Raw genomic sequence first — 23,015 nt, forward strand, 5'->3', positions numbered from 1 at the left:
ACTCCCGTTTCGCGTTGCCCGGTCGCTTTCGGGGGTCATGCCGCGGCCTCCCGTCGGCGGCCGGGCTCGGTCGGTTCCGGTTGGGGGTGGGGCGGGGGGCCGCCGTCGGCCTCGGCGGCCGCGGCGGCGACGGCCGCGCCGAGGCCGGCCACCGTGCCGCTGTCGAGCAGGGCCGCCAGCGGGACGGTGAAGCCCAGTTCGCGGGAGATCTGGTTCTTCAGCTCGACGATGATCAGCGAGTCGAGGTCCAGGCCCTCCAGCGGCGCGTCCTCGGCGACCTCCTCCGGGGCCGCCAGGCCCATCGCGGCGGCCAGGCGCTCCCGCACGAACCGGGTGCACGACTCCGGGGTCGGCCGCGGTTCCGCCGAGGCGTGCTCGATCTCGTCGCTCTCGGGGACGGAACGCACCAGCCCCGTGGCGCGGTGGCCGTGCGACTCGGGGGCCACGTCCAGCCAGTGCCGCCGACGCTGCCACGGGTACAGCGGCAGCGCGACGTGCCCGGCCGGCCGGCCCAGGACCGCCGTCCAGTCGACCGGCACGCCCGCGCGGTACAGGCCGCCCAGCGCCGCCGCCAGTTCGGCCCCCGCCGCCCGGCCGCGCCGCAGGCTCGGCACCGCCTCGTGCGGCACACCCGACGCCTCGAACGTCGCACCGATGTCCTGGAGCAGCGCCGGGTGCGGCCCCACCTCCAGCACCACCGTGTACCCGTCGCGGGCCAGCGCGGCCGCCGCCGGGTGGAACAGCACCGCCTCGCGCAGGTTGCGTGCCCAGTGCGCCGCGTCGAGCTCGGCCGCGCCGATCCGTTCGCCCGTCACCGTCGAGTACAGCGGCGTGTGGCCGGGCGCCGCCCGCAGCGCCCGCACCTCGTCGGCCAGCGCCTCGGCGTGCCCGTCGAGCAGCGCGCTGTGGAACGCGTACTCGACGGCCAACGCCCGCGACGTGACGCCGCGTTCCGCCGCGAGCGCGACCACGCGGGCGACCGCCTCGGCCTCGCCCGACACGACTGTCGAACGCGGCCCGTTGACCGCGCCGAAGCCGACCACCCCGCCGGCCTCGGCCAGCAGCGCGCCGACGGTGTCCGCGTCGGCGGCCAGGGCCGCCATCCGCCCGCCGCGCGCGCCGCGTTCGGTGTGCCGCGCACGGCGCACCAGCAGGTCGAGGGCCTGCTCGCGGGTCAGCATGCCGGCGGCGCAGGCCGCGACGACCTCGCCCATGCTGTGCCCCGCGACCGCGTCCGGCACGACGCCCCAGGCCCGCCACTGCGCGGCGAGCGCCAGCTGGAGCGCACCGATCGCGACCTGCGCGACGCCCGTCTCGGCCAGCCGGGTCTCCGCCTCCGGCGCGTGCAGCGCCTCGACGACCGACCAGCCGGCCAACTCCCGTACGACCGCGTCACACGCGACGAGTTCGGCGTGCGCGGCCGGGAACAGCCCGGGCCGGTCCGCGAACTCGCGTCCCATGCCCAGCCATTGCGTGCCCTGCCCACTGAACACGAACGCCACCCGCGGCCCCTCCGCCGCGGGACGAGGCCGCCCACCGACGGCGCCGCGCAAGCCCGCCGCGAGCTCCGCAGCGTCGACACCGGTCACGGCGAGACGCAGCGGGTGGTGGGTGCGGGAGTGCGCGGCGGCCGAGCACACGGCGGCGGGGTCCGCACCGGACTCCAGCAGGTCGGCATAGCCCTGTGCCAGCGCGTCCAACGCACCGCCGGAGCGGGCTGAGAGCGGCAGCACGAGCACCGGCGCCGAGGAGGCCGACGCGTCGACGTCCGGCAGGGACGATGCGACCGCCGCCGACGCGCCGGTGTGGGCCGCGTCTACCGCCGGCGACGAGGTGGATGATGTGGGCGGACTCGTGTGTGTCGCCTGTGTTTTCGCGCCCACGGGCTGGCCGGTTGCGGCCGCAGACGTGACCGCCGACGACCCGCCGCTGTGTGACGGGTCTACCGCCGCGAAAGGCGGGCTGTCTGCCGTGCGCGTGCTCGCGACGTCGCCCGCCGACGACGCGCCGGGCGTCTCCCGCATGTCCGCATCCGTCTGCAGGGTCGACGGGGACGGTGTGACGCCCTGAGCCACGTGGCCGTCCGAGGCGGACGGACCCGCGGTGCGCCCGGCCGCGGACGTGGATGCCTTGGGCTGAGTGACGTGTGTCGCCTGTGTGTTCGCGCCGCCTCGCTGGCCGGTTGCGGCGACCGCTCCGGGTGGCGGGCCCGCGAGGATCGCGTGGGCGTTTGCTCCGCCGAAGCCGAACGAGCTGACCGCCGCCAGGCGCGGCGGGCCTTCTGCGGGGTCGGCGTCGGCCGGGTCGGTCAGGTCCGCGGGTTCGGTGGCGGGGCGGGGCGTCGGGAGGTCGGTCAGTTCGGTGGGGACGGTCAGCCGCGTTCCCGACAGGTCGATCTCCGGGTTGAGCGCGTCCAGGTGCAGGTGTGGCGGGACCTGGCCGTGTTCGAGGACCAGCAGGGCCTTGATCAGGCCGCTGATCCCGGCCGCCGCCTCCTGGTGGCCGAAGTTGGTCTTCACCGAGCCGATCGCGCACGCGCCGCCGCCCGGCCCGTAGACCTCGCGCAGCGCGTCGACCTCGATCGGGTCGCCGAGGCGGGTGCCGGTGCCGTGCGCCTCCACGTACACGACGTCCTGGGCGCGCGCCCCCGCGTCGAGCAGCGCGCGGCGGATCAGCCGGGTCTGGGCCTGCGGGGCGGGCGCCGTCAGGCCGTTTGTTCGCCCGTTGTGGTTGACCGCGGTGCCGCGGATCACGCCGCGCACCCGGTGCCCGGCCTCCTCCGCGTCCGACAGCCGCGTGAGCAGCAGCATGCCGCAGCCCTCCGCGCGCACGATGCCCTCCGCGCCCGCGTCGAACGTGCGGCACCGGCCGCCCGGCGCCATCGGCAGCACCTTCTCCGTCACCTGCGACGCCGCCTCGGTCAGGATCACGTTCACCCCGCCGACGAGCGCGAAGTCGCAGTCCCCGGCGCGCAGCGCCCGGCACGCCAGGTGCAGCGCGATCAGCGACGACGAGCACGCCGTGTCGACCGCGAGGCTCGGACCGGTCAGGTCCAGCAGGTACGACACCCGGTTCGCGGCGATGCTGTGCGCGCCGCCGGGCGCCGTGTACGCCGTGATCGGCGCCCGCCCCGCCATCTGCATCGTCAGGTAGTCGCCGCCGTACAGCCCCAGGAACACGCCCGTGCTGCGCTCCCGCAGCCGTTCCACCGGCAGCCCCGCGTCCTCGGCGGCCTCCCACGCGGTCTCCAGCACCAGGCGCTGCTGGGGGTCCATGTGGTCCGCCTCGGCCGTCCCGATCCCGAAGAACTCGGCGTCGAAGCCGTCGAGTTCGGGCAGCAGCGCCGCGTACCGGCCGTCGGCCGGCGGACCGGCGGGGGCGGCGGCGCGCCGCCCGTCCGCCGTGTCCACCATCGCCGTCACCGTGTCGGTGCCGGCGCACAGCAGCTCCCACAGCCCGGCCGTGTCGGCCGCGCCGCCGGGTGTCCGCACGCCGATCCCGAGGACCGCGACCGGCTCGGTGCGGGCCCGCTCCGCGGCGGACAACCGGGCCCGGGTGTCCCGGAGTTGACGCAGGGCCTGTTCCAGAAGTCGACGCTGGTCTCCCGCGCCCGACCCGCTCATGATTCCTCCGCGTTGTCCACTGGTGCCAAGGCGTCGAGCTCGGCCGCGAGCAGGGCGGCGAGTTCGGCGTCGTCGAGGTCTTCCAGGCCGTCGTCCGGGTCGGTGGTGTCGGGGGTGTGGCCGTTCGAGGCACCGTTCGAGCCGCCGTTCGACGCGGTCACCGGGTTGCCCGGGGCGTCTTCGACGTCGGCCAGACCCATCCGGTCCAGCAGCGCCCGGGTCAGCGCGGCGACCGTCGGGTGGGCGTAGACGAGCGTCGCGGACAGCTTCACCGTGAGCGCCGCCTCCAGCCGGTCCCGCAGCTCGACCGCCATCAGCGAGTCGAACCCCAGGTCCTGGAACGGCACGGACGACGGGACGCCCGCCGCCGTCGCCCCCAGCACCGAGGCGACCTGCCCCGTCAGGAACTCCCGCAGCAGCCGCGTGCGCGGCTCGCCCGCGGCCGCCCCCGCCAGCGCCGCGCGCACGTCCGGCGCCGCCGGGCCGTCCGACGTCTCCGGCAGCAGGCCGGCGAGGACCTGCCGTGCCGCCGGGCCCCAGCCCGCGCCGCGCAGCGCCTCCGGGACGAACGCGGCCGCCGCCATGTGCGCGGCGCCGCGGTCCAGCGCGTCGTCGAACAACGCCACGCCGACCCGCGGGTCCAACGCCGGGATGCCGCGCGCCGCGAGCCGGTCCAGGCCGTCGGCCCCTGCCTGCAGGGCCAGGCCGGCCTCCGCCCACGGGCCCCACGCGACGCTCTGCGCGGGCAGGCCGCGTGCCTGACGGTGGAACGCCAGCGCGTCCAGGACGCCGTTCGCCGCCGCGTACGCCGCCTGCCCGGGCGAACCGACCAGGCCGGCCAGCGACGAGAACAGCACGAACAGCTCCACCGGCTGATCCGCCGTCAGCTCGTGCAGGTGCCACGCCCCCGACGCCTTGCCGGCGAACGCCCTCAGGACGCCCTCGCCGGTGAGGTCCGGCAGCAGCGCGTTCTCCAGCACGCCCGCAAGGTGGAAGACGCCCGCGACCGGGACGTCCGACGTCGCCAGCGCGGCCGCCAGTGCGCCGCGGTCGGCGGCGTCCGCCCGCGCGGTGCGCACGTCCGCGCCCCGCGCACGCAGCGCGGCCAGCTCCCGCTCCGCCGCCTCGGACGGCGCCGAACGGCCGAGCAGCAGCAGATGCCGCGCGCCCCGCTCGACCAGGCGCCGCGCCACCAGCAGACCCAGCACACCCAGGCCGCCGGTGAGCACGTAGCGGCGGTCGGCGCGGATCGTGGTCGGAGCGTCCGGCACACCGGACGCGGCGACCAGCTCCGGCGCCACACGCACGCCGGCGCGCACTGCCTGCTGCGCGGGCGGATACGCCTCCAGCAGCGCCGCACCCGCCGCGTCCCACGCCTCGGGGTCCCGCGGGTCGTCCAGACCCAGCAGCGAACACCCGGACTCGGACAGCTCGTTCGCCGCCACCCGGCCCAGACCCCACACCGCGCCGCCCGACAGGTCGCCGTCGGCGACCGCCAGCCACAGACGCGGCGCGTCGGCCGCCCACGGGTACGCCGCGACCGCCTGCGCCACGCGTAGCGCCCGCAGGGCCGGGAGCGGATCGGGCCCGTCGAGGTCCGGCGCGTCACCGGGTCCGGCCAGCGCCCGGGCGTCCAGCACACCGCGCAGCGCGCCGAACCGGGCCTCCGCGTCGGCGAACACGGCCTGGTAGCCGCCTGCCGTGTCCGGGTCCGTGATCAGCGTGTGCCCGCCCGCGCGGATCAGCCGCAGCGCCAACTGCTGCGCCACACCCGCCCCGTCGTCCAGCACCAGCCAGTCGCCCGGCGAACCCGCCGCCTCCGCCGCGGTCTCGTCGAGCGGCCGCCACACCACGTCGTACAGCCGACCGGTCTCCACCGCCCGGCGCGGCGCCGACAGCGCCACCCGCAGGCCGCGCGCCGCCCACAGCACGACGCCTTCGTCGTCCGCGACCGTCACGTCCGCGACGATCCGCCGCCCGTCGACCGACACCAGCCGCGCGTGGCACCACACCGTCTCCGGGGGAGTGCCGTCGTGCCGCGACCACACCTCGTCCGCGCCCGCGGGCAACGGAACGCCGCCGTGCGCCGAAGACGTGGCGGCCGCGACCGTGTGCAGGCACGCGTCCAGGTGCGCCGGGTGCAACGCCTGGGCGCGGCCCGGACGGTAGCGGGGGAGCCCCGAAGGCAGGACGACCCTCGCCACCGCCTCGCCCGAACCCGCCCACGCCTCGGCCAGGCCCCGGAAACGCGGGCCGTAGCGCAGCCCGGCCTCCTCCAGCGCGCGGTACAGCGCGTCCACGTCGAGCGTCTCGGCGCAACGCGCCCGCGCGGCCTCGAGGTCCTCCGCCGGAGGCCGCGGACCGGCGGGAGCGACGCCGCCCGACGCGTGCGTCACAGGGGTGCCCTCGCCCCACGACGCGACCGTGAACCGGCTTTCCACGAGCGTCAGTTGGGGTTGCTCGGAGACCGGCGCCGGGCACGGAGCGGCGAAGTCCACGCCCGTGAGCGTGACCGGCACCGCCGGATCCGCACCGGCCGCGGCCTCGGCGGCCGCGGTCAGCCAGTACGCACCCGCCACCAACGGCAGGTCCTCGACGACGTGCTCGGCCAGCTCCGGGGCCGACCCGGCGTCCACGGCCAGCGGCCACAGGCCCAGCCCGGGCTGCGCGGCGACGCGGACACGCGGACCGAGCAGGCCGTCCGCCTGCGTCGCGCCGACGCCCGAGCCCGAGCCCGAGCCCGTGAACGGGCGCGCTGCGGGGAACCGGCGATGCGACCACCCGTGACGCGGCACCGGCACGTGCGGCACCGGGGCCGGGTGCAGCGCCGACCAGTCGACCGGGACACCGTCCGCGTACAGCTCGCCCAACGCGCCGAGCATCGCGGCGGCCTCGTCGTCCTCCCGGCGCAGCGACGAGACCACGGTCGCGTCGCCGCCGACCAGTTCGGCCAACGGGCGGGCCAGCACCGGGTGCGGGGTCAGCTCGACGAACGTGTCGAACCCGTCCGCGAGCAGCCGCTCGACGGCCGGGGCGAAACGGACGGTCGCGCGCAGGTTCGTGCGCCAGTACTCCGGGCCGAGCGTCGCACCCGGGACCGGCGTGCCGGTGACCGTCGAATAGAACGCCAGCCCGCCGTCGCGAGGGGCGATGCCCCGCAGTGCGGCGAACAGCTCCGGCTGGACGGGCTCGACCTGCGGGCTGTGCGCGGCGAACTCGACGGCGATCCGGCGTGCGAACACCGCCCTGGCGGTCAGCTCCGCCACGACGTCGTCCAGCGCCTCCGGCGTACCCGAAAGAACCGTCGCGCGCGGGCCGTTGACCGCGGCGACGGCAAGCTCACCGGGGCGTTCCGCGACCAGCGCCTCCGCGCCCGCCGCGTCGAGCTCGACGACCGCCATACCGCCGCGGCCGGTCAGACCGGTCAGCAGACGGCTGCGCTCGCACGCGATCCGCGCCGCGTCGGCGAGGTCGAGGGCGCCCGCGACGTGCGCGGCGGCGATCTCGCCCATGCTGTGGCCGACCACCGCGTCGAACGCCACCCCGCGCGCCCGCCACGACGCCGCCAACGCGACCTGCAGCGCGAACAGGGCGGGCTGCACCTGCGCGGTGCCCTCGGCGACCAGGCCGAGCTCGTCGTCCCACAGGCCGTGGCCCAGCCACACGGCCAACTCGGCGTCGACCCGGCGCAGTTCGTCCCGGAACACGGGGTCGACCGCGGCGAGCCGCCGCCCCATCCCGGGCCACTGCGGACCCTGCCCCGGAAAGACCAGCACGGTCTTCGCCCGCCGCCGTGCCGCGGTCCGCGGCCCGACGGTCCCGGGCAGCGCCTTGCCGTCCGCGAGCGCCCGCAACCCCTCCGCGAGCTCCCCGGCCGACGAGGCCACCACCGCGGCCCGCACGGGATCGTGATCAGCCCGCACCGCAGCGGCCGCCGCGGCCCGCACAGCCCACACAGGATCCCCATCCGACGCGTCGGCCTGCCCCGCCCAAGCCCCCGCCCGCCGAACCAGCGCTTCGGGGCTGCGGCCCGACACGGGGAACAGGAGCGGGAACCCGGCCCCGAGCTCCGACGGACCGCCGGGGTGAGCCGACGAGGCCGAATCAGGGGACAGGAGCGGAGCGGAGGAACGGTCGCCGCCCTCGCCGGCCCCGCGGGCCGCAACGGCTCCGCCGCGCGACGTCGCGGAACTGGCGGACTGTTCGGCGGCATTGCCTGCGGTGGCGGGGGAGTGGGACCCGCCGGGCCCTTCGATCGCGGCGGCATCGCCGTGTGACGGGTCCGGGGAGTCGGCTCCGGGTGCCCAGACGGCGCCCGCGCCGATGCCTGCGAGGAGGCCGTCGTGCGCGCCCACCCGGCCGCGGACCGTCGGCGACCGGTGGTCGGTCTCCGCCGCGGCGGTTGCGGTGGTGCGGTGGTCGGCGACCTTGCTCGCGACGCCTGGTCGGTTCGTGTCGTCGACGTCGACGGGCTCGTCGGTGCTCGGTCGCGCGTTGGGTGCCAGGGGGGCCGGGGCGGCGGCCAGGACCAGGTGGGCGTTCGTTCCGCCGAAGCCGAAGGAGCTCACGCCTGCCAGGGCTTCGCCCCAGCCGGGCCACGGTTCGGTCTGGGCCGGGACGACCACCGGGATGCGGTCGAGGCCCAGGAGCGGGTTGGGTTTGTCGAAGTGGACCGTCGGGGGGACCGTGCGGTGGTGGAGGGACAGGGCCGTCTTGATCAGGCCTGCCACACCCGCCGCCGCCTCCAGGTGTCCGATGTTGGACTTCGCGGAGCCGATCAGGAGGGGGCGGTCCGCCGGGCGGTCGGCGCACAGGACCGTGGCGAGGGCGCCGACCTCGATCGGGTCGCCGACGGCGGTGCCGGTGCCGTGGGCCTCGACGTACGCGACGGTGCCCGGGTCGACGCCCGCCGCCTGGTACGCGGCGGCCAGCGCGGCTTCCTGCGCCGGGCGGTTCGGGGCGGTCAGGCCGTTGGTCCGGCCGTCCTGGTTGACCGCGCCCCCGAGGATCACGGCGTACACGCGGTCGCCGTCCGCCAGCGCCCGTGCCAGCGGCTTCAGGACGACCACGCCGGCGCCCTCGCTGCGCACGTAGCCGTCGGCGCGCGCGTCGAACGGCTTGCAGCGGCCGTCGGCGGCCATCAGCCCGCTGCGGCTGAAGCTCAGCGCGATCCGCGGGCTGGTGATCACGTTCACGCCGCCGGCCAGCGCCAGTTCGGCCTCGCCGGCGCGCAGTGCGGCCGCCGCGAGGTGGACCGCCACCAGCGAGGAGGAGCACGCGCTGTCGACGACCATGCTGGGCCCGCGCAGGTTCAGGACGTACGAGAGCCGGTTGGCGACGATGCTCAGCGCCCCGCCGGTGCCGTCGTACGCCTCGGCCCCGTCGAGCCGCCCCAGCATCGCCGAGCCGTGGTCGAACGTCGCGACGCCCATGTACACGCCGGTCCGCGACCCGGACAGCCCGCTCGGCGCGATGCCCGCGTCCTCCAGGGCCTCCCACGCGACCTCGAGGGCGAGCCGCTGCTGCGGGTCCATGCGCGCGGCCTCGCGGGCCGAGACACCGAAGAACTCGGCGTCGAAGCCCTCGGCGTCGTCGAGGAACCCGCCCCAGCGGGTGTTCATGCGCCCCGGCACCTGCGGGTCCGGGTCGTAGTACGCGTCGGCGTCCCACCGGTCGGCCGGGACCTCGCGGATCGCGTCGACGCCGCCGGTCAGCAGCTTCCAGTACGCTTCGGGGCCGGAGGCCCCCGGCACGCGGCAGCCGATGCCGACGACCGCGACCGCGTCGTGGTCGACCGCGTCGGACCGCACCGCGGCGCCCGGCGCCGCCTCCGTGTCGGCGGCGAGCCGTTCGGCGACGTGGGCGGCGACCGCGTCGATGGTCGGGTAGTCGTACGCCAGCGTGGCCGACAGCTCGACGCCCAGCCAGCGCTGCAGGTCGTCGGACAGCTCCACGGCCTGCACCGAGGAGAGCCCCAGGTGGGTGAACGGCATGTCGTGCGGCACCGATTCGGGCCCCACGCCCAGCAGCGACGCGACGCGCCCCGCCAGCCAGTCCGCTATGTGCTCGGCCATCACCCGACCTCCTTCACCTTCGCGCGGGCCGGGTCGGCCGCCGGCTTGACCCGGCCGTCCTCGTACAGGGCCTTCGCGGCGCGGCGCTGCACCTTGCCGCTGGAGGTCTTCGGGACGGTGCCGGGCGCGGCGAGCACCAGGTCGTCGACGACGATGCCGTGGTCGGCGCTGACCGCGGCGCGCACGCGCATCGCGATCTCGGCGAGCGCGGGCGCGGGTCCGGAGAACCCGGAGCGGCGCTGCTCGGCCGGCCGCAGCACCTCGGCGACCAGCACCACCCGCTCGTGCCCGTCGCGTTCGACGGAGAACGCCGCGCAGAAGCTGGGGCGGACCCACGCGTGCGCGCTCTCCGCGGACAGCTCGATGTCCTGCGGGTAGTGGTTCTTGCCGCCGACGATCAGCAGGTCCTTCAGGCGGCCGGTGATGTAGAGCTCGCCGTCGTACATCGCGCCCAGGTCGCCGGTGCGCAGGAACGGCCCGGCGCCGGTGTCGCTGGTGCGCGCCGCGAACGTCTCGAGCGTCGCCTCGCGGCGGCCCCAGTAGCCGACGGCGATGTCGTCGCCGGCGATCCACACCTCGCCGACGCTGCCGTCGGGCAGGCTCGCGTGGGTGTCGGGGTCGGCGATCTGGATCCGGCGCGACAGCCGCGGGCCGCCGACGCTCACCAGCTCGTGGTCCGTGCCCGGCTCGACCCGGCCCTGGTGGAGCGCGGCGCGGTCGACGGACAGCACCTTCGCGCCGCCGCCCGGCGTGCCGCCGGTGGTGATCAGCGTCGACTCGGCCAGGCCGTACGCCGGGTACAGCGCCGTGGACTTGAACCCGTACGGCGCGTACGCCTCCGCGAACGCGTGCAGTGTCGCGGGCCGGATCGGCTCGGCGCCGCTGAACGCCAGCTTCCAGTGGCTCAGGTCGAACTCGGCGCGCTCCTCGACCGGGATGCGGCGCACGCACAGGTCGTACGCGAAGTTCGGCGCGCCCGTCGCGGTGCCGCGGTAGCGGGTGAGCGCCCGGAGCCAGCGGGCCGGCCGCTGCACGAACGCCACCGGCGGCATCATCACGGCGGACGCGCCCAGGTAGAGGGTCTGCAGCATCTTGCCGATCAGGCCCATGTCGTGGAACAGCGGCAGCCACGACACCAGGACGTCGTCCTCGGTCAGGCCCATGCAGACGGAGAACATCTCCTCGTTGGCCAGCAGCGCGCGGTGCGTGACCATCACGCCCTTGGGCGTCGACGTCGAGCCGGACGTGTACTGCAGGAACGACAGGTCGTCGGCGCCGATACGCGGCGCCTGGTACGCGTCGGCCTCGTCGTCCCCGACGGTGTCGGTGGCCAGCCACGGCAGCGCGCCGATCTCGGGGGCGACGCTCGACACCGGCTCGTGCAGCCCCGCGGCGCTCTCGCTCAGCACCACGCCGGCATCGCAGTCGCGGGCGATCGCGCGCAGCGTCGCCACCCGCCGCTCGGAGCCGAGCGGCACCGGCGGGGCGACCGGGACGGCTATTACACCGGCGTGCTGACAGGCCAGGAAACCGCGAATGAACTGCATATTGTCGGCGGCCAGCAGCAGCGCCCGCGAACCCGGCTTCACGAGGGTGTGGAGGCGGGCCGCGACGGCGCGTGCGGAGCGGTCCAAGGAGGCGAACGTAAGCCGTCCGGATTCGGTCTGACCGTCGTTGAGAAACGTATAGACAGTTTTTGCCCCACGCTCCTCTGCATGCGTGCTGAGCAGCGAAGAAAGCGTCTTTTCGGACATGAAGCAACCCCTCTTGGAAAATCCGGATAACTCATTTCAGGCTAACAGCGGAACTCTCTCCACGGGCATTTGAAAACGAATGGGGGGAGGTAATCCGAGCAATTCGGAAGTTTTTGTCCGAGCACCTGGATTTAACTTGCCAGCGGGCCGGTAATCGTGTTTTCTCGATTCCGGGTCAATCGGATCCCGTGTGGGATCCGGGTATCCGGGACGTCGAATTCTTTCTGGTTTTCCATATCAAGGAGTTGACCTCACCCATGGCCACGCTCGACCGCAGACGCTTCCTCGCCCTCACCGCCGGTGGATTGGCCGCCGCCGGCCTGGGAACCGCCCAAGCGCACGCGGACACCGCCAGCACCGACCCCGCTCCCTCCGGCGCCGACGGCACGGACGCCGCCGGACGCGGCGGACCGCGCGCCATCGTCATCGGCTCCGGCTTCGGCGGCGCCGTCGCCGCGCTCCGCCTCGGCCGCGCCGGCATACGCACGACCGTCCTGGAACGCGGCCGGTGGTGGCAGTACAGCCCCACCCAGCCCGTCTTCGGCGACGAACTGAACCCCAACAGCGACATGTTCTGGTTCCAGGACACCGCCACCTGGCCGACCGTCCCGCCGATCGCCATCGACAAGGTCCCCGGCGTCCTGGAGGTCACGCAGCAGAACGGCGTGACCGTCGCGTGCGGCGCCGCCGTCGGCGGCGGGTCGATCGTCTACACCGGCTGTACCGTCCAGCCGCCCCAGCGCTACTTCGAGCAGATCTACCCGAGCACCGTCACCTACCGCGAGATGGACACCGTCTACTGGCCGCGCGTGCGCCGCATGCTCGGTGCCCAGACGATCCCGCAGGACCTGTACGGCACCGACCCGTTCACCCACTCGCGCGCCTTCGACGAGCAGATGCGGCTGGCCGGCTACCCCACCACGCGGGTGCCCACCACCTTCAACTGGGACAAGGTCCGCGCCGAACTGGCCGGCACACTGCGCCCGTCCGCGATCATCGGCGAGTCCACGTTCGGCAACAGCGACGGCGCCAAGAACGACGTCACGCAGAACTACCTGCCGGCCGCGCTCGCCACCCGCAACGTGCACATCAGCCCGCTCACCGAGGTCACCGCGATCGGCCGAGGACGGCGCGGCGGCTACACCGTCCAGGTGCGCCGGCTCTCCGAGCAGGGCACCGTCGTCGGCACCGAGGAACTCGCCTGCGACCTGCTGTTCCTGGCCGCCGGGTCGGTCAACACCACCCGGCTCCTGGTCGCCGCCCGCGACACCGGAGCGCTGCCCGACCTGGACGCGTCGGTCGGCACCGGGTGGGGCACCAACGGCGACGCGTTCGGCCTGCGCACCTTCGCCGGCGCCACCGGCGACGGCCAGGCCGCGCCGTGCGTGTCCACCACGTTCGTCGACTCCGGCTTCGGCATGCCGATCCGGGTGGAGAACTGGTACGCCATGGCGTTCGACCGCACCGCCGGCATGGCGCAGTTCAGCGTCGCCGTCGACATGGACAACCGCGGCACCTGGCGGTACGACCCGGCGACCGGCCAGGTCGCGCTCGCCGACTGGACGGCGGCGAAGAACGCGCCGTCCGAGGCGGCGGCCGTCGGCTTCAACCAGATGATCATCGACAAGGGCCTGGCCGGCCCCGCACCCGTACCGAACCCCACCGGCCTGACCGCGCACCCGCTGGGCGGCTGCGCCATGGGCGGTGCCGCGGACACGTTCGGCCGGGTGCGCGGCAACCGCGGCCTGTACGTGGTCGACGGGGCGCTCGTCCCCGGCAACATCGGCGGCGCCAACCCGTCGCTGACCATCGCCGCGCTGGCCGAACGCGCGCTCGACGACATCGTCGCGCACGCGGGCTGACCCGGCACCCGTCCGGTCGGCCGCGGCACGACGGTCTGCGGCCGACCGGACGGCACCACCCCGCGCACCACCGGACGCACCACCCCGGACACCGCTCCCGAACTTCGGAAAGGCCGACACCCCATGGACGCCACCACCGCGGGCACCGCCGTCGTCATCGGCGCGACCTCCGGCATCGGCCGCGAGACCGCCCGCCAACTCGCCGCCCACGGCCACGACGTCGTCGCCGTCGGCCGCGACGCCGCCAACGGCGCCGCGCTGCTGCGCGACCTGGCCGCCGACGCCGCGCACGCCGGCCGCGTCGACCCCGACCGGCACCTGTTCGTCCCCGCCGACGTCAGCACCGCGGCCGGCGTCGCCGACGTCGCCCGCCGCGTCCACGACCGCACCGACGCCGTCGCCGTCCTGGTCAACGGCGCCGGCCTCGTCAGCCGCAAACGCCGCACCACCGCCGAGGGCCGCGAACTCAACTTCGCCGTCCACCACCTGGCGCCCTACTCGACCACCTCGGCCCTGCTGCCGCTGCTGCGCGCCGGCGGCGGCCGCGTCGTCAACATCAACTCCGAAGGCCACCGCGCCCCGCTCAGCGGCACCGGCACCGTCGCCATCGACTTCGACGACCTCGACCACACCCGCGACTACAACCCCTACATGGCCTACAGCCGCACCAAGCTCGCCAACCTGCTCTTCACCCACGAACTCCACCGCCGCCACCCCGAACTGACCGTGACCGCACTCCACCCCGGCATGGTCCGCACCGGCATCGGCCGCGATCTCCCCCGCGTACAAGTCGCCTTCCTCTCCCTCATGGCCCTGCCGGTCCGGCAGGGCGCCCAGCCGGTGGTCCGGCTGGCGGTCGCCGACGACGTCGTCCCCGGCGCCTACTACGACCGGTTCACCCGCGTCACGCCGTCCGCCGCCTCCCGCGACCGCGCCACCGCGGCCCGCCTGTGGGACGTCACCGCCGCACTGCGCGGCCCCTTCGGCCGCTGACGACACCTCCGCCGGACGGCCGGGCCCCGGCACCGCATCCTGCGGTGCCGGGGCACCGGGCTACGCCAACCGGGCCCGCCGCAGCCGCGGCAGCACCACCGTGCGCAGCAGCAGGAACACCGCGCCGCGCGGCAGCTGCCGCCCCGCCAGCGCCTGCCCCTTCGCCATCACGCCCGGCACCACCACACGCCGCCCGCGCTCCGCCCCGCGCAGCGCCGCCTCGGCGACGAACGGCGCCGACTTCCACGCGAACCAGCGGTGCGCCTCCAGGCCCTCGATGCCGCCCACCGCGGTGAACTCGGTGTGCACCGGACCCGGCGCCAGCAGCGTGCAGGTGACGCCCGTGCCGCGCAGTTCCTGCGCCAGCGCCGCCGCGAAGGTGTTCGCGAACGCCTTCGTCGCCGAGTACGTCGCCGCCGTCGGCACCGGCTGCTCGCCCGCCGTCGACCCCGTCACCACGATCGCGCCGCGCCGCCGCGCCAGCATGCCCGGCAGCACCGTGAGCACCAGGTCGTGCAGCGCGACCGCGTTGACCTCGACCTCCTCGCGCTCACGCGACGCGTCCGCCTCGGACAGCGGACCGCACGTGGTGAAACCCGCGTTGGCGCACAGCACGCCCACCTCGAGCTCCGCCAACTCCGCCCGCAGGTCCGCGCGTCCGACCCGGTCGCCCAGATCGCACACGCGCACCTCGACCTTGCCGCCGTGCGCCGCCCGCAGCTCGTCCGCGAGCTTCTCCAGCCGCGCCGCGCGCCGCGCCACCAGCAGCAGCGCGTGCCCGCGCGCCGCCAGCCCGCGCGCCAGCTCCTCGCCGATGCCCGACGACGCCCCGGTCACCACCGCCCACGCGGTGCCGCCGGGCAGCCGCCCGCTCACCGCGCCGCCGGCGCGAAGCCGGCCAGGAACCCGTTCAGCCGGTCGCCCGCCGCGTTCCCCGAACGGCTGCACGCCTCCAGCGACACACCCCACAGGTAGTCGCCCGCCAGCTCCAGGCCGCGCACCTGCGCCACCTGCTCGTCGACCTCGGTCAACAGCTCGCTGTGGTACGGCGAATAGGCGCAGTACGCCGCCGCCCACGCGCGCGACACCTGGTTGACCCGCTTCGCGCGCGCCGCCCCCAGGTACCGGGTCAGCCGCTCCTCCGTCGCGCCCACCCACTCGGTCAGCAGCGACTCGGTCGGCTCCGCGACCCGCCCGTTGCGGCCGCTGAAGGTGTACCGGACGATGTGCCGGTCCTCCATGCCGTACGAGCCCGCGTTCGAGCACGGCCCGCCGTCGTGCATCGCCAGCGCGCGCACCTCCGGCGTGAACACCGGCCGGTCGTACTCCACCAGCACCACCGTGGACGGGAAGTACCGGATGTCGCCGAGCCGCTTGCCCAGCGTCGGCAGCTCCGCCGAGACGATCTGCGCCGCCGCGTACGCCGGCGTCGCGAGCACCACGCCGTCGTACTTGCGCACCTCGGCCGGCTTGCCCGCGGTGCTCAGCCGCAGCCCGGTCAGCCGGCCGCCGGCCAGCTCCAGGCCCTCCACCTCGGTGTCCAGCAGCACCTCGAGGCGGTTGGGCAGCGTCGCCAGCGCCGGCTGGATGCCGTCCGTCAGCTGGTCGTAGGTGTCCATCAGCAGCGCGAGGTTGGTGTTGAACGTGCCCAGGTACACCTCGTCCGGCTCGGCGCCGTTCATGCGCACCGTCATCGGCCGCAGCAGCGTGTCGGCCAGGCCGGGCCCGAAGTGCGCACCCAGTGGCTGGTGGTCGTACTTGGCCGACAGCTTCGCGAAGTACGGCGCGCCGAGGAACTTGTTGCGCTCGTCCAGCCGGATCCGCGCCGCCAGCGCCGCCAGGCGCGCCAGGTCGGCGGGCCGGCCCATCCGCCGGATGTTGTCGACCGACCGGCTGCGGCGGGTGCTGTCGAGCGTCAGCACCTCGCCTTCCTTCATCATCGACGCGTTGATGCCGAACGGCTCCCACGCGTAGCTGCCGAGCGCCGACAGCGTCCCGCGGAACGCGCTGTACTTGCGGCCGATGTTCTTGCCGCCCATCATCACCGGGCGGTCGCCGAGGTCGCCGACGCCCATACGGCCGCCCAGCACCCCTTCGCGCTCGATCAGCTCGACGTCGTACCCGAGCCGTTCCAGCCGCACCGCGGCCGCCAGACCCGACGCGCCACTGCCGACGACCGCCACCCGGCGCCCGGCGCCCACGTTGTTCCCTAGCACGAGAATCCCCCTCGCATCGCTGCGGATTGCCGATCTGTCCGTCCATGGACCCCGGCGGGCAGGGCCGCCGGTTGTGCCGAGCCGCACCGGGCGGCCGGCCCCGGCGTACGCAGGCACGCCGAACCGACCACCCGGCCAGTACTGTGGAAAAGAGACTTCAGAGAAGAGACTTCAGACCGCGCCCGGCGGACGCCGGACGCACACCGCGCGTGCCCGGCCGCCACCAAGGGCGCCGGGCCCGCGCGTCACCCCCGGAACCCGGTCGCGGTCCCGGCCTGCCAACGCGGCAGCCGGGTCCGGGAGAAGTCGGCCGCGCCGCCACCCGAGGCCAGGTGCGCGCGGATGTCGTCGAGGTACCGGCCGAGCGCCCGCTGCGCCGGCGCGCCGCCCGCAAGGGCCAGGAAGCTGGCCCGCTCCGCGGCCAGGCCGCGCTCCACGGACGCCGAACTCGCCTCGTACACCAGGCGCTTCGCGGCGCCGACGGCGGACGCCGAACGGGTCGCCAGGCGCGACGCGACCTCGTGCGCGTGCTTGACCACCTCGTCGCGCGGCACCACGTGGTGCACGAGGCCCGCCTCCAGCGCTTCCGCCGGAGAGAACAGCCTTCCCTCCAGCAGCAGTTCGATGGTGCGCGCGGAGCCGAGCATGCGGGCCAGCAGCTGGCTGCCGCCGCCGCCCGGCACCAGGCCGAGCAGTAGCTCGGCCTGCCCCAGGTCGTACGGGCCGTCGCCGGTCACCCGGATGTCGCAGCCCAGCGCCAGCTCGAACCCGCCGCCGAGCGCGGGCCCGTCGATCGCCGCGACGAACACCGTGTCGCTGCGCCGCATGCTGCGGATCACCTCGTGGAAGCGCAGCAGCGAGACCAGGCCTCCGACGGGCGTCGCGGCCAGCGCGGCGCGCAGCCGCGGCACCCGCACCAGCGGCGCGAGCACCCGCAGCGGCACAGGCGCGAGCCGCTCCGGCAGCGCGACGCCGGCGCGCCGGACGCCGTCCAGGATCTCGTCGATGTCGTAGTGGCCGATGAACACCCCGGGCGTCGCGCCGGTCAGCACCACGGCACGCACATCGGGATCGCGCCGGGCGGCGGCCAGCGTGTCGGCCAGCCGGTCCATCAGCGCGGCGTTCAGGAAGTTCAGGGGCGGGTTGTCGACGCGCACGGTCAGCACCGCGCCGTCGCGTTCGGCTGTGACGGCGGACGGGTCGACGGAAAAGGGCGAGGGCAACGAAGGCATGTCGGGATTTCCTCTGTGGAGGGACGCGCGGCCGAATGCGGGCAGCGCGAAGCCGCGAGGCGGTCGGAAGTACGGCCGCGGAGCCGAGGGGCCGGCGAGCACGGGGAGCGGGCCCGGCTCGCACCGCGGTGTCGTGGGCGGTGGTGTGTGTCGGCGCCGAAGCGCGCGACGGGTGGGCGCAGTCGGGCGGTCCCAAGAGGCCGCCCGGGGCGGCCCGGCGGTCCGGGCCGCGCGTGCGGGGCGGCCGCGGATCGCGCGCGCCGCGTCCCCGCGTCGGCTCTACACCCGGGTGCGCGCGGGTTCTGTCAGCGCGGTCAGCACCTCGGCGGCGGCGCGTTCGCCGGACGCGACGGCGCCGTCCATGCCGCCGTAGTTGTCGGTCGCGGTCTCGGTACCGGCCCAGTGCACCCGCCCGATCGGGCGGGCCAGCACGCGCAGCACGCCGGTGAGCGTGCCCGGCGCGGCCAGGCCGAAGTAGCAGCCGCGCGCCCACGGGTCGGCGGCCCAGTCCTTCTCCAGGAACAGCCCCGGGTCGCCGGCCTCGGGGCCGAACAGCCGGGTGAACGTCGCGAGCGCCGCGCGCCGCCGGTCGGCCGCGTCCAGCTTCGCGAAGTCGCGCGCGCGGTCGCCGGGCACGAAGCCCAGCAGCACGCCCGGGCCGCCGGTGGGCGGCGAGTTGTCGAACGTCGCGGTGACCGGGCCGCGCACGGTGAACGCCTGGCCGCTGAGCCCGCGGTCGCGCCAGAACGGCCGGTCGTAGACCGCGGTGACCTTGGTGACCGCGGCCATCGGCAGCGCCTGAAGCGCCGTCAGGCGCTCCTTCGGCAACCCCGGTTCGAACTCCAGTTCCGCCGCGAGCACCGGCGGGACCGCGACGATCACGCGCCGCGCCTTCACCTTGAGCCGGCCCGCGCGGACCTCGACCCCGGAGCCGGTGTCGACGACCGACGTGACCGGCACGCCGGTCAGCACCCGGTCGCCGAGCCCCGCGGCCAGCCCCTCCGCGATGACGGTCGACCCGCCCACCACGCGGTCCTGGACCTCGCTCGTGGTCAGCGCCTCGAAGCCGCCCGCGCCGCTGATGTACGCCAGCGCCTGGAGCAGGTTCACCTGGTGGGGCGCCGCGCCCCAGATGGTCGTGACGGCGACGTCGAGCATCGCGCGCCCCGTCCGCGTGCGCACCGCGCGGTCCAGCCACGCGCCGAGCGTCGACGCGTCCAGCCGGGCGGCGTCGGGGGCCGACGCCGCGTCCGCGGCCGGCACCCGGCGGGCCTGCCGGTCCAGACGCGTCTGCGCCTGCACCAGGTCCACGAGCGTGCCGGGCCCCAGCGGCGGGACCTTGCCGCGCTGCCGGCGGATCTTCCCGGCCACCTCGAGCAGGCTCGCGCCGGTGTCGTGGCTGCGGAAGAACTCCGCGCCGACCAGCTGCGCGGCCACCCGCAGGCGGGAGTTGCGCGGCGCCGACCACTGGCCGCCCATCTCGGTGGTGAGGCCGCCGCCGATGGCGGCCGCCTCGAGGCGGCCGCCGACGCGGTCGCGGGCCTCCAGCACCAGCGGCTCGTAGCCGGCGCGTAAGACGTCGCGGGCGGCGGACAGGCCCGCCAGGCCCGCCCCGACGACCACCACGTCGGCCTCCCGGGTCCGGGTCCGCGGCCTGGCCGCCGACCCGTTCCCGGAACCGCCCTCCGCGGCGGGGGTGTTCTCGTCCGTCATGACTGCTCAGCTCTCGGTGTCGCGAGGTCGAACACGACCCCGGTGGACTGTTCGGAGACCTCCCAGAGGCGGTGCGCCACCTCGGTGTCGTAGGCCTTCTTCTTCGCCTTCACCACACCCGGCGCGCCGCGGTACTGGCCCATCCGGCTGGGGCCGACGAACGTGCCGCCCGGCAGCCCCGGCAGGGTGGCCGCGCACAGCTGCGGCAGTGCGCCCTTGCGCGGGCTCACGGCCATCAGCTTGTTCATCCCGCCCGCGATCGCCCGGATCGGCGCCGCCTTGATGGACGCCGTCTGCAGGTTGGTCGCCGCGTAGCCCGGGTGCGCGAGCACGCTGGTCAGCGCGACCCCGCTCGCCTTGGCGCGGCGGTCCAGCTCGAACCCGAAGTGCAGGTTGGCGAGCTTGGCCTGGCCGTAGGCGGTGTAGCGGTTGTAGCGCCGCTCGCGGTGCAGGTCGTCGAAGTTGATCTTCCCCTGCGCGTGCAGCGTGCTGCTGACCGTCACCACGCGCGGCGCGGGCGCCGCGAGCAGGTGGGGGAGCAGCAGACCGGTCAGCGCGAAGTGCCCGAAGTGGTTGGTGCCGATCTGCAGTTCGAAGCCGTCGGCGGTCTTGCCGCGCGGCGTCGCCATCACGCCGGCGTTGTTCACCAGCAGGTCCAGCGCCCGGTACGCGCCGGCGAACCCGGCTGCGAACTCCCGCACCGACGCGAGGTCGGCCAGGTCCAGCGCCCGCACGTCGAGCTTGGCGTGCGGGACGTCCTCGCGCAGGACGTCGACGGCCCGCTCGCCGCGCGCCGCGTCGCGGCACGCGATGACCACCGTCGCGCCGGCCCGGGCCAGCTCACGCGCGGTCTCCAGGCCCAGCCCGCCGTTGCCGCCGGTCACCACCGCGGTGACACCGGTCAGGTCGCCGATGTCGGCGGCCGACCACTTCTTGGGGATGACCGAGCCGGGGCGGCCCTGCTCGGTACCGGATTCCGTTGTCGCCATGAGGCCTCTCCTTCGCGTGCGACCAGGGGTCGTCCCGCGGGCGGTGCTCCGGTGGATCGGCACGTCGTCGGGCCGCGAAAACCGGAACAGCGCTTGTTTGTGCGGGCGCGCGGAAATACCGCGGTCCGCCCCGGATTCCGGGGCGACCGACCTGGTCTGCGCGGCTTATATATCGACGGTGCGCTGCGGTTCCGTTTCGGAGTCTATAAGATCCGTGACTCCGGTCAATGTGAATTTATTTGCTGTTGTGTAAACTCTCGGTGGCGGACTTGAATTCCATGGGCAAATCTTTACCGGCAGGGCCGGTAAAGGCCTGTGAGAATTGGTCAGCCAAACAGTTTGTCCACCGTGACCGGCAGGTCCCTGACCCGCCTCCCGGTGGCGTTGAACAGGGCGTTTGCTATGGCGGCCGCCGAACCCACGGTTCCCAGCTCGCCGATCCCGCGCGCCCCGAACTCATTGAAGTTCGTATCCGGATGGCTGAGGAATTGAATATCGAAAACCGGAACGTCGGCGTTCACTGGAATGAGGTATTCCGCAAGGTTGGCGTTCGCGGTGCGCCCTGACGCCGGCTCCATGACGCTGCCCTCGAACAACGCCTGGCCGATCCCGAACACCAGCCCGCCGGCAATCTGGGAGCGCGCCGTCCGCTCGTTCACAATGCGCCCGGCGTCGATGACGGACGTGAACCTGCGCAACCGCACCTCGGACGTCCACGCGTGCACCCGCACCTCGCAGAAATGCGCGCCGAACGAGTGCACCGCGAAATTCCGCGCGTCCGGCGGGGGAGCGGAGCCGTCCTGCGCCTCGACCCCCGACACGTCGATCCGCGTCAGCAGCTCGCCGAACGCCGCGTCCAGGCCGCCGGGCCCGGTCAGCCGGCCCTCCGCGTACACCACGTCCTTCGGGTCGAGCCCGTGGAACGGCGACGCCGCGTTCTGCACGGCGACCTGGACCAGCTGCGCGACCGCCGCCGACGCCGCGGCCCGCGCCGCCGTCGCCGTGCTCGCGGTGCCCGCCGACGCGAACGCCCCGTAGTTCATGGGCAGCACCGAGTCGCCCAGCACCGCCGCGACGCGCTCGCCGGGCAGGCCCAGCCGCTCGGCGACCACGCTGGACAGCACCGTGCGCATGCCGGTGCCCAGGTCGGCGGTCGCCGACGACACCTCCGCGCCGCCGTCCGCACGCAGCCGGACCTTCGCCATCGTGTACGGGAACTGGTTGCCCGGATACGCCGCGGACGCCATCCCGTACCCGATCAGCCAGTCCCCCTCGCGCACCGAACCCGGCCGCTGCGCGCGGCGGTTCCAGCCGAAGCGCGCGGCACCCAGCCGGTAGCACTCGTCCAGGTGCTTGCTCGACCACGGCACACCGCGGCCCGGCACCACCGTCGAGTAGTTGCGCAGGCGCAGCTCGACCGGGTCCAGGTTCAGCTTCGCGGCCAGCTCGTCCATCGCCGACTCCAGCGCGAACGACCCCGGCTCCTCGCCCGGCGCGCGCATCCAGGTGCTCGGCGGCGCGTCCAGCATCGCGACCTTCTGCGCGACGTGGATGTTGGGTGCCTTGTACAGGTAGCGCGACGTGGTGTGCGCGGCCTGCTCGAAGATCAGCCCCGAGGTGGAGAGCCCGCTCACCGCCTCGTGCTTGACCGCCTGGAGCGCACCGTCCGCGGACGCGCCGAGCTCGACCGTCTGGTGCACGGGCGTGCGGTTCCCGGTCACGCTGAACATCTGCTCGTGCGTGATCACCGTCTTGACCGGCCGGCCCAGCGCCTGCGCGGCCGCCGCGGTCAGCAGCGGATGCGCCCAGGTGTAGAGCTTCCCGCCGAAACCGCCGCCGACGTGCTCGCTGAGCACCCGCACCCGCGCCGGATCCTGGCCCAGCGCCGCCGCGACCGTCAGCGCGCTCGGCATCGCCGCCTGCGTGCCCAGGTGCAGCGTCAGCCCCGCCTGGTCCCACACCGCGACCGTCGCGTGCGGCTCGAGCGGCACCGGGTTCTTCGGCGGCTGCGTGTACGTGCCGCCCGCGCGCACCGGCGCCGCGGCCAGCGCCGCCTCGATCGACGGCACGCCCGGGGCCAGCAGGTCGAGCACGTCCGGCTCGCCGTTGATCGGGCCCGGGCTCACCGCGTTCGGCAGCGCCGCCGCGAAGTCCGCGACCGGCGGCCGCGCGTCGTACACCACGCGCACCAACGCGGCGCCGCGCCGGGCCTGTTCGAAGGTGTCCGCGACCACCAGGCCGACGATCTGCCCGTGGTGGCGCACCTCGGCGTCCTGCAGCGGCAGCCAGTTCTGGCCCAGGAAGCTCTGGTCGGAGTGGACGATGCCGCCGTACAGCTTGAGCGGGTTGAACGGCGAGTACACCGCGAGCACGCCGGGGGAGGCGAGCGCCGCCTCGGCGTCCACCGCGGTCACCGTGCCGCGCCCGACGGTCGCGAGCACCAGGTACCCGTACGCCAGCCCCGAAGGGTGCAGGTCCGCCGCGTACTTCGCGGCGCCGGTCACCTTCGCCGGGCCCTCGACCCGGGCGCGTCCGCGCCCGAGGATCTCCGCGGTCATG

Annotated in this window: 11 protein-coding genes; 2 read left to right on the forward strand and 9 right to left on the reverse strand. The window is 74.9% G+C overall.

Features of this window, described 5'->3' with window-relative positions; all coding sequences use genetic code 11:
* Positions 1-35: 35 nt before the first annotated feature.
* The 3 genes from QI554_RS16045 to QI554_RS16055 are packed head-to-tail and all read right to left on the reverse strand — an operon-like array spanning position 36 to position 11,451.
* On the reverse strand, positions 36-3,623 hold the full coding sequence (locus tag QI554_RS16045; RefSeq protein WP_281470602.1) for a type I polyketide synthase: 3,588 nt from the start codon (positions 3,621-3,623) through the stop codon (positions 36-38).
* Entirely contained in the window at positions 3,620-9,697 is a 6,078-nt protein-coding gene (locus tag QI554_RS16050) for a type I polyketide synthase (RefSeq protein WP_281470604.1), read from the reverse strand. The genes QI554_RS16045 and QI554_RS16050 overlap by 4 nt, the downstream gene beginning before the upstream one ends.
* Positions 9,697-11,451: a fatty acyl-AMP ligase gene (locus QI554_RS16055; protein WP_281470606.1), complete on the reverse strand. Its 1,755-nt coding sequence runs from the start codon at positions 11,449-11,451 to the stop codon at positions 9,697-9,699. Before QI554_RS16055 ends, QI554_RS16050 begins: the two co-directional genes overlap by 1 nt.
* A gap of 257 nt (positions 11,452-11,708) precedes the next feature.
* Between QI554_RS16055 and QI554_RS16060 the strand changes: the two genes are divergently transcribed.
* Positions 11,709-13,313 (forward strand): GMC oxidoreductase, encoded by a 1,605-nt coding sequence (locus tag QI554_RS16060; RefSeq protein ID WP_281470608.1) that lies wholly within the window; start codon positions 11,709-11,711, stop codon positions 13,311-13,313.
* Positions 13,314-13,436: 123 nt separating this feature from the next.
* Entirely contained in the window at positions 13,437-14,306 is an 870-nt protein-coding gene (locus tag QI554_RS16065; protein WP_281470611.1) for an SDR family NAD(P)-dependent oxidoreductase, read from the forward strand.
* A 60-nt stretch (positions 14,307-14,366) separates the two neighbouring features.
* On the opposite strand, the gene QI554_RS16070 is transcribed toward QI554_RS16065, so the two are convergent.
* From QI554_RS16070 to QI554_RS16095, 6 genes are all read right to left on the reverse strand, one after another.
* Positions 14,367-15,182, reverse strand: coding sequence for an SDR family NAD(P)-dependent oxidoreductase (locus QI554_RS16070; protein WP_281470613.1), 816 nt, complete (start codon positions 15,180-15,182; stop codon positions 14,367-14,369).
* Positions 15,179-16,522 (reverse strand): protoporphyrinogen/coproporphyrinogen oxidase, encoded by a 1,344-nt coding sequence (locus tag QI554_RS16075; RefSeq protein ID WP_281470614.1) that lies wholly within the window; start codon positions 16,520-16,522, stop codon positions 15,179-15,181. Before QI554_RS16075 ends, QI554_RS16070 begins: the two co-directional genes overlap by 4 nt.
* A gap of 245 nt (positions 16,523-16,767) precedes the next feature.
* The gene (locus tag QI554_RS16080) at positions 16,768-17,754 is read right to left on the reverse strand and encodes an enoyl-CoA hydratase/isomerase family protein (RefSeq protein WP_281470617.1); all 987 of its coding nucleotides are present in this window, start codon (positions 17,752-17,754) and stop codon (positions 16,768-16,770) included.
* Positions 17,755-18,033: 279 nt separating this feature from the next.
* A complete protein-coding gene (locus QI554_RS16085; RefSeq protein ID WP_281470619.1) occupies positions 18,034-19,467 on the reverse strand; it encodes a flavin monoamine oxidase family protein in 1,434 nt (477 codons plus the stop codon).
* Entirely contained in the window at positions 19,464-20,456 is a 993-nt protein-coding gene (locus QI554_RS16090) for an oxidoreductase (RefSeq protein WP_281470621.1), read from the reverse strand. Before QI554_RS16090 ends, QI554_RS16085 begins: the two co-directional genes overlap by 4 nt.
* A gap of 326 nt (positions 20,457-20,782) precedes the next feature.
* A complete protein-coding gene (locus tag QI554_RS16095; protein ID WP_281470623.1) occupies positions 20,783-23,014 on the reverse strand; it encodes a xanthine dehydrogenase family protein molybdopterin-binding subunit in 2,232 nt (743 codons plus the stop codon).
* Position 23,015 lies beyond the last annotated feature (1 nt).

This window comes from Yinghuangia seranimata, from assembly GCF_029953285.1.
Lineage (GTDB): Bacteria > Actinomycetota > Actinomycetes > Streptomycetales > Streptomycetaceae > Yinghuangia > Yinghuangia seranimata.

Coding starts and splice junctions, on each gene's coding strand:
- QI554_RS16045 (WP_281470602.1), bottom strand. CDS start 3,623: ATGAGCGGGTCGGGCGCGGGAGACCAGCGTCGACTTCTGGAACAGGCC.
- QI554_RS16050 (WP_281470604.1), bottom strand. CDS start 9,697: ATGGCCGAGCACATAGCGGACTGGCTGGCGGGGCGCGTCGCGTCGCTG.
- QI554_RS16055 (WP_281470606.1), bottom strand. CDS start 11,451: ATGTCCGAAAAGACGCTTTCTTCGCTGCTCAGCACGCATGCAGAGGAG.
- QI554_RS16060 (WP_281470608.1), top strand. CDS start 11,709: ATGGCCACGCTCGACCGCAGACGCTTCCTCGCCCTCACCGCCGGTGGA.
- QI554_RS16065 (WP_281470611.1), top strand. CDS start 13,437: ATGGACGCCACCACCGCGGGCACCGCCGTCGTCATCGGCGCGACCTCC.
- QI554_RS16080 (WP_281470617.1), bottom strand. CDS start 17,754: ATGCCTTCGTTGCCCTCGCCCTTTTCCGTCGACCCGTCCGCCGTCACA.
- QI554_RS16085 (WP_281470619.1), bottom strand. CDS start 19,467: ATGACGGACGAGAACACCCCCGCCGCGGAGGGCGGTTCCGGGAACGGG.
- QI554_RS16090 (WP_281470621.1), bottom strand. CDS start 20,456: ATGGCGACAACGGAATCCGGTACCGAGCAGGGCCGCCCCGGCTCGGTC.
- QI554_RS16095 (WP_281470623.1), bottom strand. CDS start 23,014: ATGACCGCGGAGATCCTCGGGCGCGGACGCGCCCGGGTCGAGGGCCCG.